The 13,455-nt window shown below is 71.8% G+C and carries 5 protein-coding genes; 3 read left to right on the forward strand and 2 right to left on the reverse strand.

The features are described 5' to 3' along the window. Positions 1–3 precede the first annotated feature (3 nt). On the forward strand, positions 4–462 hold the full coding sequence (locus AC07PR_RS03880; protein WP_495134470.1) for a lytic transglycosylase domain-containing protein: 459 nt from the start codon (positions 4–6) through the stop codon (positions 460–462). Here AC07PR_RS03880 and paeA read toward each other — a convergent pair. Continuing rightward, on the reverse strand, positions 389–1,741 hold the full coding sequence (gene paeA / locus AC07PR_RS03885; RefSeq protein ID WP_377161956.1) for a polyamine export protein PaeA: 1,353 nt from the start codon (positions 1,739–1,741) through the stop codon (positions 389–391). The two genes, AC07PR_RS03880 and paeA, sit on opposite strands and share 74 nt — an antisense overlap. A 176-nt stretch (positions 1,742–1,917) precedes the next feature. Here paeA and AC07PR_RS03890 point away from each other — a divergent pair, with 176 nt between their 5' ends. Then, positions 1,918–5,496: an ATP-binding protein gene (locus AC07PR_RS03890; protein WP_495134471.1), complete on the forward strand. Its 3,579-nt coding sequence runs from the start codon at positions 1,918–1,920 to the stop codon at positions 5,494–5,496. Between the two features lie 224 nt (positions 5,497–5,720). Then, a complete protein-coding gene (locus AC07PR_RS03895) occupies positions 5,721–10,664 on the forward strand; it encodes an autotransporter-associated beta strand repeat-containing protein (protein WP_495134472.1) in 4,944 nt (1,647 codons plus the stop codon). A gap of 9 nt (positions 10,665–10,673) precedes the next feature. On the opposite strand, the gene ligD is transcribed toward AC07PR_RS03895, so the two are convergent. Further along, positions 10,674–13,430 (reverse strand): DNA ligase D, encoded by a 2,757-nt coding sequence (gene ligD, locus AC07PR_RS03900; RefSeq protein ID WP_495134473.1) that lies wholly within the window; start codon positions 13,428–13,430, stop codon positions 10,674–10,676. Between the last annotated feature and the right edge of the window lie 25 nt (positions 13,431–13,455).

A 13,455-nucleotide genomic window follows, 5' to 3' on the forward strand; every position in this document is an offset into this window, starting at 1 on the left:
CGCTTGAACGACGCCCGGTTCGACCGCTGCTTCCAGCTCGCGGGCGATCGCTACGGCGTTTCGCCGCTGCTGCTGAAGGCCGTCGCGCGCCAGGAGTCCGGCCTGAACCCGGCGGCAGTCCATCGCAATGCCAACGGCTCGACCGACATCGGCCTGATGCAGATCAACTCCTCCTGGCTGCCCGTGCTGGCGCGGCATGGCGTCAAGGAGGACGACCTGCGCGTGCCCTGCGCCAACATCCTGGTCGGGGCGTGGATCCTGGGCAGCAACTTCCGTTCGATGGGGCGCACGGTCGATGCGCTGGGGGCCTACAACGCGCGCGATCCGGCCAAGCGGTTGGCCTATGCGCATCAGGTGCTGCGGCGGTACGCGGCGCTGCGCGCGGAGCTCAGTCTCCGCGCTCCGATGATCCCGACGCCTCCGCGTCCCCCGACGGCGGACCGCCCACCCGCGCGATCATGACCTGGTCGACGCGGTGGCTGTCGACGTCGACGACCTCGAAGCGCCAGCCGTGCCATTCGACGACGTCGGTGCGCTTGGGGATGCGGCGCAGCATCACCATCAGGAAGCCGGCCAGCGTGTCGTACTGGCCGTGGTGCGGGAAGTCGTCCACGCCCAGCGCGCGCTGCACGTCGGGGATGGGCGTGATGCCGTCGGCCAGGAAGCTGCCGTCGTCGCGCCGGATGATCTGCTGCTCCTCCTCGGCGGTGGAGACCAGCGAACCCATCACCGTGCTCATCACGTCGTTCAGCGTGATCACGCCGACGACCAGCGAGTACTCGTTGACGATCACGGCGAAGTCCTCGTGCGCGTTCCTGAAATGCGTCAGCACCTCGGCCAGCGTCAGCCGGTCCGGCACGATCAGCACCTTCTTGACCAGCGCGGGCTCGGCGCGCAGCGAGATGATCTCGCCGCGCAGCACGCGCTGGAACAGGTCGGTCGCGTCGACGTAACCCACGACCTGGTCGATCTCGCCGGCGCAGACCAGGTAGGTCGAATGCGGCGAGTCCGCGATCCGGGTGCGGATCAGCGCCTCGTCGTCGTCGAGCGAGAAGTAGACGACGCGCTCGCGCGAGGTCATCGAGGACTCGACGGTGCGGGTCTCGAGCTCGAAGACGTTCTCGATCACCTGCTGGTCCGCCGCCGAGACGACGCCGGCGCGCTGGCCCGCCGCGGCCAGGGCGAGGATGTCGTCGTGGGTGATCGTGTTGTCCGGGCTCATCGGCCGGCCCAGCAGCCGCAGCAGGCCGTCGGCGACGTGGTTCAGTCCCCAGGCCAGCGGCCGCAGCACGAGGGTGAGGAACAGCATCGGCCGGATCAGCGCCATCGCGACCCGCTCGGGTTCGTTCATCGACAGCCGCTTGGGCAGCAGGTCCGCCAGCACGACGAAGAGGATGGTCACGCAGGTGAAGGACAGCGCGAAGGCGGCGCGCTGCGCGGTGTCGATGTCGATCAGCGGGCGCAGCAGCGATTCGAAATGCGGCGTCAGCGCGCCCTCCCCGACCACGCCGGCCAGGATCGCCAGCGTGTTCACGCCGATCTGCACGACGGTGAAGTAATAGCCGGGCTGTTCCTGCACCTTCAGCACCTGCGCGGCGCGGTGGTCGCCCTCGTCCGCCAGCTGCCGCAGCTTCAATCGCCGCGACGCGGCCAGCGAGAGTTCCGCCATCGAGAAGAACGCGCTGGCACAGATCAGCAGGAGGATGAGCAGCAGGCTGGAACTCAAGGCGGCTTTCGGAATGGGGGAGCCGCCAGTGTAGCGGGCGCCTCCCGCGGCCCGGGTGGCCCGTCCAGGCCAGAAACCCCCTCGGCGCCGACCCGTGAAGGCCCCGGGTTCACCAGGCTGGTGCGGGTGCGCGGCTTGCTTGGGGCCCATGGACTCGCTTGAATCGGGCTTTCACAAGGAAAATTCTGCCGATGCATGCTTCGCCAGCCGGTTCCGACGGCCTCCCCTCCGCGCCGATCCCCGCGCCACTTCCGGCGCCGCGCCGCCGCCATTTCCTGGACGGCGGCGGCGAGATGGGCGAACGCATGCGCGCGCTGGACTGGAGCGCCACGCCCCTCGGTCCGCCGGACGGCTGGCCGGGCGCGCTGAAGACGGTCGTGCGGATGATGCTGGACTCGCGCTACGCGATGTGGATGGCGTGGGGGTCGGAGATGACCTTCTTCTGCAACGACGCCTACCTGCCGACGCTGGGCATGAAGCGCGAATGGGCGCTCGGGGCGCGTTCGCAACAGGTCTGGGCCGAGGTCTGGGACGCCGCGTACAGCCGCATCCGCCATGTGCAGGCGACCGGCGAGGCGACCTGGGACGAGGGGCTGCTGCTGTTCCTGGAACGCAGCGGTTTCGCCGAGGAGACGTATCACACCTTCTCCTACAGCCCGGTCTACGACGACGAACTGCGCGTGAACGGCATGCTGTGCGTCGTCACCGAGGTCACGGACCGGGTGATCGGCGAGCGCCGCCTGCGCGTGCTGCGCGACCTCGCGACACGCACCGTCGGCGCGGACCAGCCGCACGAATGCGCGCGGCGGGCCTGCCACGTGGTGTCCGACTATCCGATGGACCTGCCGTTCGCGGCGCTCTACCTGGACGAACCCGGCGGCCAGACCGCGCGACGCATCTGCTTCAGCCTCCCGGGCGGCGCGGGGGCGGAGGGGGCCGAGGTCCCCTTCCCCGAGCTCATCAGCCTGCTCGATCCGCCGGACGGCTGGCCGTTGCAGGATCTCGCCGCGGGCGGCGCGGCACGCGACCTCCCCGACATGCCGGCGCTGGGCGTGTCGCTGACGCTGCCGCCCTGGCCCGAAACGCTGACGCGCGCCGTGCTGCTGCCGCTGCGCAGCGCGGGCAAGGACCTGGCCGGTTTCCTGGTGCTGGGCGTCAGCCCGCGCCGCCCGCTGGACGAGGACTACCGCGATTTCCTGAACCTGGTCGCGGGCCAGGTGTCGGCGGCGCTCGCCGACGCGTCCGCCTACGAGGCGGAACGCCGTCGCGCGGAATCGCTGGCCGCGCTCGACCGGGCGAAGACGGCCTTCTTCTCCAACATCAGCCACGAGTTCCGCACGCCGCTGACGCTGATGCTGGGCCCGCTCGAGGAACTGGTGACCGCGCCCGGCCTGGACGGCCCGGCGCGGGACCGGCTGGCGCTGGTGCTGCGCAACGCCACGCGGCTGCAGCGGCTGGTCAACACGCTGCTGGATTTCTCGCGCATCGAGGCCGGCCGCTCGCAGGCGCGCTACCAGGCGAGCGACCTCGCGGCGCTGACGCGCGACCTGGCGAGCACCTTCCGCTCCGCGATGGAGCGCGCCGGGCTGGCCTTCGAGGTCGACTGCGCGCCGCTGGGCGCGCACGCCTACGTCGACCGCGAGATGTGGGAAAAGATCGTCCTGAACCTGCTGTCCAACGCCTTCAAGTTCACGATGCGGGGGCAGGTGACGGTGCGGCTGCGTGAATCCGGACGTGAACCCGGCGGCGAGCCGGCCCTCGCCGTGCTGGAGGTGGCCGACACCGGCACCGGCATCCCCGCGGACGAGTTGCCGAAGGTCTTCGATCGTTTCCATCGCGTCGCGGGCGCGGAGGGTCGCACCCACGAGGGGTCGGGCATCGGACTGGCGCTGGTGCAGGAACTCGTGCGCCTGCACGGCGGCCGGATCGAGGTCTCCAGCGTCCATGGCGAGGGCACGCTCTTCCGCGTCCTGCTCCCGCTGGGGTGGGAGCACCTGCCGCCGGAGCACGTCGAACGCCTCGAGCGCGCGCAGGAGCGCCACGGGCGCGCCGGCGTCCCCGCGTCGCCAGCCAGCACGACCGGCGCGCGGGCCTACGTCGACGAGGCGCTGCGTTGGCTGCCCGCGCCGGAGCCGCTGCGGGAGGCCGCGCCCGGACGCCCCGGTGCCGATGGCGTCGACCCCGGGCGCGACCCGGGCGCCGGCTGGCCGGCGGCGGACCAGCGCTTCGCCGCGACCTTCGGCGCGCGGGTCATCGTCGCCGACGACAACGCCGACATGCGCGCCTACCTGCGCGACCTGCTGTCGCCGTACTACGCGGTGGAGCTCACCGCGGACGGCCTGCAGGCCCTGGAGGCCGCGCGGCGCGAGCCGCCGGACCTGCTGCTGAGCGACGTCATGATGCCGAGGCTGGACGGCCTGGCGCTGCTGGCGGCGATCCGCGCGGATGCGCGGCTCGGCGGCGTGCCGGTGGTGCTGCTGTCGGCGCGGGCCGGCGAGGAGGCCCGCATCGAGGGCCTGGACACCGGCGCCGACGACTACCTGATCAAGCCGTTCTCGTCGCGCGAGCTGCTCGCGCGGCTGGGCGCGCTGCTGGAACTGCGGCGCCTGCGGCAATCGTCGGAGGCGGCATTCCGGCTGCGCACCGAGCAGTTCGAGACGCTGCTCAACGAGGCGCCGATGGGCGTGTTCCTGGTCGAGCACGACGGGACGGCGCTGCGCCTGCGCGAGGCCAATCCGACGGCGCGCGCGGCCTTCGGCGGTCCGCCGGACCTGATCGGCGCGCTGATCGGCGAACGATTCGACGCGCTCGTGGAGCGGCAGTGGGGCCATCCGCTGTCGGACCAGATCGTGTCCCTGTTCCAGCGCACGCTGGAGACCGGCGACCCGTACCACACGCCCGAGTTCATCCAGGAGCGCAGCGACCTGGGTGTCATCGAGGCCTACGAATGGCAGATCAGCCGGATCCCGCTGGCGGACGGCGCGCCGGGCGTGGTGTGCTACTTCCGCGAGATCTCCGCGCATCTGAAGGCGCGGCGGCGGCTGGAGGCGGCGGACCGCCAGAAGGACCAGTTCCTGGCGATGCTGGCGCACGAGCTGCGCAATCCGATCGCGCCGATCCGCAGCGCGGGCGACGTGCTGTCGCGTCTGGGCCTGCCGGACGAACGCTCGACCAAGATGGTGGACATCATCCGCCGCCAGGTCCAGACGCTGACGCGGCTGGTGGACGACCTGCTGGACGTCTCGCGGATCACGCAGGGCCGGGTGGAACTGCAGTGCGGGCCGGTGCTGCTGTCGGAGGTCATCGCGCAGGCGGTGGAGACGGCGGAGCCGCTGATGCGGGAGCGGCGCCACCACTTCTCGGTGACCACCGGCGGCTTGCCGGTGCGCGTGCACGGCGACCTGGCCCGGCTGGTGCAGTGCGTGGCCAACGTGCTGACGAACGCGGCGAAATACACCGATCCGGAAGGCCGGATCGAGCTGGCGATGAGCGAGGAGCCGTCCCCGTCCGGCGGCCCCGGCATCGCGCTGATCCGCGTCAGCGACAACGGCATCGGCGTGCCGCCCGCGCTGCAGGCGACGATGTTCGACCTGTTCGTGCAGGGCGACCGCGCGCTGGACCGCTCGCAGGGCGGGCTGGGCATCGGCCTGTCGCTGGTGAAGCAGTTGATCGGCATGCACGGCGGCAGCGTCTCGGTGCACAGCGAGGGCACCAGCCGCGGCGCGCGGTTCGAGCTGCGCCTGCCCCTGCTCGTGCCCTCGCCTGCCTGACCCGCCAGTGCAGACGTGCGCCGTGACGGCGCGCGGGGGATGTGGTCCGGCGTGAACCGCAGGGTTCGCGCGTCGTACTCATTCCGGGCTCGCATCGCGCCTCCGCCCCGTCGGCCAGGCGCCGTGCCGGCGCGCTGGACCTCGTCCTCCAGTGGGTCGGCAGGCTGGCCCCACGGCGGGCCCCGGGTCCGAGTCCCAAACCTCGTTCCCACTGGAGTTTCCCCATGTCTGCACCCCCTCGTCCCCGATCGTCGGGCAAGTCGGGCACGCTGGCCGGCGTCCGCCGCAGCCGCCTGGGCGTGGCCATCGGCGCGATGTCGCTCGCCTGCTGGGTGTCCGGGCCGGCCACGGCGTCCGCCGACAACGGCGTGGCGCCGGGGACTGGCGGCGAAGGGCGCCTCGGCCCATCGCCGTTCAGCGCCGTCCCGAACAATTTCACCGGCACGGGCGGCGATGCCGGCGGCCAGGGCGGATCGCCGGGGATCAACCGGGTGCGGAACAACAGCGTGAACGGCACCGGAGGCCAAGGGTATGGCCTCGGCCCCAACGCCCCCACGGTGCAGGGCGGCGCGGTCGGTCTTCTGATCTCGACGGACACCGGCGTCACCGCCCTGCGTCTCGGCGGCAACGGAAAGGACGGACCCGATGCCGGCTTCCTGCGCTTCCACGGCGCCTCGGGCGGCGGCGGGGGCGCGGGGGTGTTCGCCACCTCGCCCCTCGCGCTCGAGGTCACCGCCGCCGGCGGTGTGGCCGGCGGCAACGGCGGCGCCGGCGGCACCGGGCAGCCGGGTTCCACCAACAGCGCCAAGGGCGGCGGCGGGGGCGGCGGCAACGGCGTCACGATGTCCGGCGGGGGATTGCTCACCAACGCCGGCACCATCGTCGGCGGAGCCGGGGGCCGTGGCGCGGGCAGCTCGGACATCAGCGCCCGTGCCGCGGGCGGCGGCGGAGGCGGCCACGCCGTCGAGGGCGCGAACCTCACGCTCATCAATCGAGGCACGCTGACCGGCGGGGTCGGCGGGGCCAGCGGCGGCTACCAGGCCCAAGCCGGCGAGGACGGCGCCGCGGTCCACTGGAGCGGCGGCGACAACCTCCTGCGGCTGCAGTCCGGCTCGGTCATCAACGGCGCGCTGTGGGTCGGCACCGGCGCCACCGCGACGCTGAGCGTGGAAGCTGCGGTCGCACCGATGACAGGGTGGCTGCTGCTGGGCGGCAATGCGACGATCGACACGGCGGCGGACCTCTCCCTCGGCGGCCCCGTCACCGGCACCGGCCAGTTGACCAAGACCGGCGACGCCGTGTTGACGCTGTCGGGCAACGGCAGTTTCTCCGGCGGCCTCACGATCGGCGGCGGCGAAGTGCGTGCGTCCGCGCCGGCGCTGGGCACCGGCGCGATCCGCAACGACGCCCTGTTGCGCATCGACACCGCCACGGATGCCGCCCTGCAACAGGATCTGACCGGCACCGGCCGCTGGGTCAAGCAAGGGAGCGCCGCCTTGACGCTGGGCGGCACGACCCGCCTGGACGGGCCGCTGGACATCGCTCAGGGCCAGTTGGCGATCGGCGCCTCGGGCACGCTCGCCGCCGCCGCGCTGGCGCTCACCGGCGCCGACAGCCTTCTCGATCTGACGGCCACGGCCGGTGTCACGACGATCGGCGGCCTGGACGGCGTGGCGGGCTCGACGATCCGCACCGGTGCCGCCGCCCTGGTCGCCGGCGACGCGTCGGACCACGCGTTCTCGGGCACCGTCACCGGCCCCGGAGCGTTGGACAAACGCGGCAGTGGCACGCTGACACTCGCCGGCGCCAACGCCTATGCCGGCGGCACGACGATCAGCGCCGGCACCCTCGTGGGCTCGGCCGCGAGCTTCGGCAGCGGCGCGATCGTCGACAACGCCGTGCTGCGCATCGACCAGTCCACCGATGCCGATTGGGTGAACGCCGTCTCCGGCGTCGGCAGCGTCGAGAAGCGCGGCGCCGGCACCTTGACCTTGCAGCAGGCCATCGATGCGGCCGGTGGACTGAGCGTGGTGGACGGCAGGATCGTCGTCGCGCAGCAGGCGCTGCTGGGCACTGGCGCGGTGACGGTCGGCGGCCAGGGTCAGGTCGTGCTCCTCCTGGCCGCCGACACGGCCTTGCGCCACATCGGCGGCGACGGACTCGTGGCCGTCGATCTTGGCGACACGAATCGCCTGCTGACGATGAGCGCGGTTCCTGCGGGCGCCACGGCCTTCACGGGCACGCTGGTCCTGGACAACGCCGGCCTCGCGCTGACGGGGCCGGGGGCCGAATCGCTCTCCGCCGCCGCGCTGCGCGTGGATGCCGGCGGCCGGCTGCTCGCCGGCGCGGACACCGGCTCGATCGGCACGCTGCGGATGAACGGGGGATCGATCCGTTTCACGCCGGCCGCCACGGACGACGCCACGAGCGTGCGACCGTTGCTGATCACTCGTTCACTGGACCTGTCGGGCAGCGGCACGATCCAGGTCGAGCTGGACCTGCATGGCGCGCCGGCCGCCGACTCGATGGGCCCGCTGCTGGCGCGTGATGACGGCGTGTCGCTGCTGCTGGCACGCACCGTCCCGGGCGGGCAGGTGCTGGGCGATGGCGCCGGGCTCGGCCTCGTCGGCATCGATGGTCAAGCCGTCGGGAACACCACCGTCGGCGAGGTCGTCCAGGGCGGGCAACGCGTGGCCCTCACATCGACGCGTTATGGCCTGTCCACGGGCGCGGCCCGGGACGGTCTGTACCTGACCGCCCGGCTGCTCGGTGTCGACGTGCTGGCCGGCCGGGAACTGACGCTCGCGGCGCCGGCCGATGCCGACGGCACGGCGCGGGAGCTGTCAGTCCCGCTCGGCGGCGCGGGCGGCGTGGCCATCGACGCCGGAAGCGGCAGGACCATCCATCTCTCCAGCCTGGACAACACGTATGCCGGCGGCACGCGGCTGATCACGGGCACGCTGTCGCTGGCGGGTGGCAGCCTGCCCGAAGGGAGTGTCGTCACCTTCCAGGGCGTGGGCACCGGACTGGATCTCGGCGCCGCGGGGCGACCGCAACGCCTGGGCGGCCTGGACGGCGGCGACGCGTCGGGCAGGCTCCGCCTGGGCGCGCAGACGCTCACGCTGGAGACCGTCGGCGACCATGCGTTCGCAGGCACGATCGACGGTGCCGGCGCACTGGTGAAGACAGGTCCGGGCAGCCAGACGCTGACAGGGACCAACACCTACGGCGGCGGCACCACGATCAACGCCGGCACGCTGGTGGGATCGGCGTCCAGCTTCGGCGGCGGCGACATCCGCAACGACGGGACGTTGATCCTGGACCAGGCCGTCGACGGCACGCTCGCCAACACGATCTCCGGCGGCGGCACGGTCTCCAAGCAGGGCGCGGGGACCCTGACGCTGAGCAGCACCATCACCGGCCCCGGCCCACTGCGCATCGAGGCCGGCACGCTCCGCACGGACCTGGCCCGCCTCGGCACGGGCCCGCTCGTGAACAACGCCGTGCTCGAGCTCGACGTCCCGCGCGGCGCGCTGCTGGACAGCCGCCTGAGCGGCACCGGCCAGCTCGTGAAGACGGGCGCCGGCGACCTGACGCTGGAAGGCTCGCAGGCCGCGGGCAGCATCAGCGTCCGCACCGGCGGCCTCATCGTCGGTGCCGCCGCGGACGGCAGCGCGCTGCTGCGCGGCAACGTCGACATCGGCGCCGGTGCCCGGCTGCAAGGCAAGGGCACGATCGACGGCAATGCCCGCGTGTCGAGGGACGCGACGCTGCAGTTGCAGGCGGCCAGCGCGGCACTGCGCGTGAAAGGCGACCTGCACCTGGACCCGGGCGCCCGGTTGAACGTCCTGCTGGATGCCACGAGCCGCCTGCCGGCCCTGATCGTCGACGGGAAGATGACCGTGGAGGGCGCGTCGCTCCATGTCGATGCGGAGGACGGCGACTGGAGACCCAACGAGCGCGTCGATCTGCTGCGCAGCGGCGCGGTCGACGGCCGGTTCTCCGCCGTCGACACGAACCTGGCCTTCCTGACGCCGACGCCCGAGTACACGTCGCAAGGCATCGCGCTGGTGATGCGACGCAACCAGGTCTCCTTCGTGGACCTGGCACGGACGCCCAACCAGAAGAGCGTGGCCGGCTCGCTGGTGTCGCACGAGGACACCGCGCCGGCATCGGATCTGCTGGTCAAACTGCCCCGCAACGAGGTCGGAGTCGCGTTGGAAGACCTGGCAGGCGGGCTGCAGGCGGGCGCTCTCAATGCGCCGGCGATGGCCGCGGCGCAGCAGCGACTGGCGTTGAATCGCCAGTTGCGCAACGCACTGGGAACACGGCCCCCGACGGACTCGGGTCGCGGCCTGTGGGCCACGGTCTACGAGTCGCGCGGCACGCTGGTCGGCAACGCAGTCGACACGCTCGGCGCCACGACCGACGGGCTGCTGTTCGGCATCGATCTGTGGAGCGCGCAGGACGCCCGCCTCGGCGTCGCGATCGGCGCGGATCGGCAGACGGTGGCCAGCAACGGCGACGACCGCGCGGACGTGCGCTCGGGCTCGCTGGCGCTGTATGGCGGCCTGGCGTGGCACGGCTTCCACCTGCGGGGCGCCCTCTCCTACGCGCAGTCGCGCGTCCAGACCGGACGCGTGGTGGTCAGCGGCGGGACCGTCGCCGCGCTGAAGGCGAGCGAAAGGGCACGTCATGCCGAGGGCTTCATCGAAGTCGGTCTGCCGGCTCGCCTGCCCTTCGGCCAGATCGAGCCCTTCTTCCAGGCCGGCCGCTTCGTGACCTGGGCGGACGGCTTCAACGAGCGCGGCGACGACGCCGCGGCACTGACCGGCGGCAAGGCGCGCGACAGTCGTTCCTTCGGCATGGCCGGCCTGCACGGGAACATCGACGGGTGGCTCGCGCTGGGCGCCTCCTGGGGCCTGCAGGCAACGGCGGCCGTGCAGCACCTCGGAGGACCGGCCACGGTCACCCGGCGCGTCCGCTTGCCGGGCGCGGACAGCTTCGTCACCAGCGCGCCGTCGGGCGCGGGCACGGGGGTGCTGGCCGACCTGGGCCTGACGGTCCAGCCGCGTCCGGGCATGACCCTGGCCCTGCACGCCGCGCACGGAGAAACCGGCGGCAGCCGCGAGAACAGCGTGCGCGTGCAAGGCGTCTGGCAGTACTGAGACCCGCGCTCAGAGTCCCAGGAGCTTCATGCCCTGGGTCAAGGTCTGGCGGCTGGTCCAGTAGTCCTTCCACGGATCGGCCTTCTGGAAGCTGAGCCGGTCGCGCGCGTTGGCGAGGGTCCACTGGTCGCCGCGCTTGACGTCGTCGAGCTCGTCCCAGTCGATCGGCATCGACACGCCCAGGCCGGGGCGCGCGCGGACCGAAAAGGCGCAGGCGGTGGTCTGCCCTTCCCCGTTGCGGAGGTAGTCCGGGAAGATCTTCCCGACGCGGTTCTTCGGTCCGCTCTTGGCCGAGAACTTCTTCGGGAAGGTCTCGGCCAGATGCTGCACGAGGGCCTGGCTGAAGGCCTTCGCCGTCGCATGGTCGTGGCGCCGCGCCAGCGGGACCACCACGTGCAGGCCCTTGCCGCCGCTGGTCTTCAGCCAGCTCCGCAGGCCGAGTTCCTTGAGCAGCGCGCGCGTGATGCGCGCCGCGTCCACGACCGCGGGGAATGCGACGCCCTCGCCCGGGTCCAGGTCGATGATGAAGCGGTCCGCGCGGTCGAGCTTGTCGTCCTGCGCGTTCCAGGTGTGGAACTCGATCGCGTTCATCTGCGTCAAGTGCATCAGCGCGGCCGGATCGGGAAGGACGATGAGCGCGTCGCCCTCGACGTGCTTCTGGAAGAACAGCTGGCCCTCGATGCCGTCGGGCGCGCGCACGATCGCGACGGGTCGCCGCCCCAGGTGCGGTTGCATCCACTCGATCACGCTTTCGTAGAAGCGGATCAGCTCGATCTTCGTGTGGCCGGTGGACGGATCGATGACGCGCTCCGGATGCGTGATGCGCAACTGTCCGGACGTGGCTGAGGCCGATGCGTTCGCCTTGCTCGAACGCTTGGCCGTGGTGTTGGCCGTGGTGTTGGCCGTGGTCTTGGCCGTGGTCTTGGCCGTGGTCTTGGCCGCCGCGCTCGAAGACCCGGAGGACTTCGGCGCCTTGACCGCCTCGGCGGGCTTGGCCGATTCCCGCCCGATGTCCTTCGGCGCCTTGTCTTCGCGCTCGCCCTGGAACGATGCGTGGCGCACGTGGCCGTCCGGCGTCCACTCCGCGAAGGCGACTTCGACGACGAGCGTGGGCTTCACCCAGCGCGCGGCGCCCCCGGCGCGACCGGTGATGCGGGCCCAGTGACTGCGGGCGATGGTCTGTTCGTCGAAGTGCGGCCTCTTGACTTCGATCGCCGTGAGCTGCCGGTGCATCTCGCCGGCCTGCTTCAGCGACCAGCCGGTGCCCACACGCCCGGCGTAGCGGAGTTCGCCGTCCTCGTAGTAGCCGAGCAGCAGGCTGCCCAGTGCCTTCGCGCCGTCGGACCGGTCCGTGAAACCGACGACCACGAACTCCTGCCGCAGCTGGCACTTCAGCTTCACCCACGCGTCGCTGCGGGCGGACACATAGCCGCTGTCCGGCCGCTTCAGGATCAGCCCTTCGAGCCGCATCTGGCACGCGGCGGCGAGCATCTCCTCGGGCGGCACCGCGAAGTCCTCGCTGAAGCGCAGGCGTTCGCCCTCGTGGCCGGCCATCAACGCGCGCAGCACGGCGCGGCGGTGGATCAAGGGCACTTCGCGCAGGTCGTGGCCGTTCAGGAACGGCAGGTCGAAGAGGAAGTAGACGATGTCCTCGTGTTGCGTGCGCTTCGGATGGCCGATCGCGTTCTGCAGCAGGTTGAAGTCGGGCGCGCCGTCGTCGCGCAGCACGACGATCTCACCGTCCAGCCAGCCGCTGTCGATGTCGAGGCCTTTGATCGCCTCGGCAAGCGACGGCAGACGGGAGGTCCAGTCGTTGCCGCCGCGCGTCATCAGCCGGACCTTGCCCTTGTCGACCCGTGCCATCAACCGGTAGCCGTCGAACTTCGCCTCGGCGATCCAGTCGCCGGGCGGGGTCGCGCTGACCAAGGTGGCGAGTTGCGGCGTGAGCTCGGCGGGCAGCCGCGCCTTCTTCGCGCGGCTCAGGTCGGGTTCGGCGCCATCGCCGATGCCGGTGGACGGGTCGTCGGATCCGCCCGCTGACACGCCATCGGCCTTCACCGCCTTGGCGGATCCGGTGGGCTTGGTGGGCTTGGTCGATTTGGCAGGCTTGGCGGGCTCCACGCCACGCGCCGCCGCCCGTCCCAACGGATGCTGGATGACGCTGTCAGGCAGCTCGACGGTGACGTCGAACTCGGCATGCGGACGCTCCAGGCCATCGTGCTTCTTGATCAGCAGCCACTGCTCGCGCTTGGCGTCGCCGCGCGAGGTCCGGATCAACTGCCACAGCCCGGCCAGTTTCTGCCCGTGCAGGCGGAACACCAGCTTGCCGTCGCGCAGTCCGTCGTGGGGATCGCCTTCGGGCGTCCAGGTGCCGTTGTCCCAGACGATCACCTCGCCGGCGCCGTACTGCTTCGGCGGGATCGTGCCTTCGAAGCCGCCGTAGGACAGCGGGTGATCCTCGACGTGGATCGCCATGCGGCGTTCCTTCGGGTCGTACGACGGCCCCTTGGGGACCGCCCAGCTCAGCAGCACGCCGTCGAGCTCCAGTCGGAAGTCGTAGTGCAGGTGGCTGGCCCAGTGCTTCTGGATGACGAAGGACAGCGCCTGGGCCGACGTCGTTGCCGATGTGCTGCCGCGGGCCGGACGCTTCGCCCGCGGGCGGGCAGGCCCCGCGTCATGTCCGGCATCGTCCGGCTCGGGCGTGATGCGGAAGTCCCGCTTCTGGCGGTAGCGGGACAGCGGATCCTGGCGCGCTGCGGTCGGCATCGAACGGCTCCTCGCTTGTCCGCGG

Source organism: Roseateles sp. GW821-FHT09H11, from assembly GCF_059415845.1.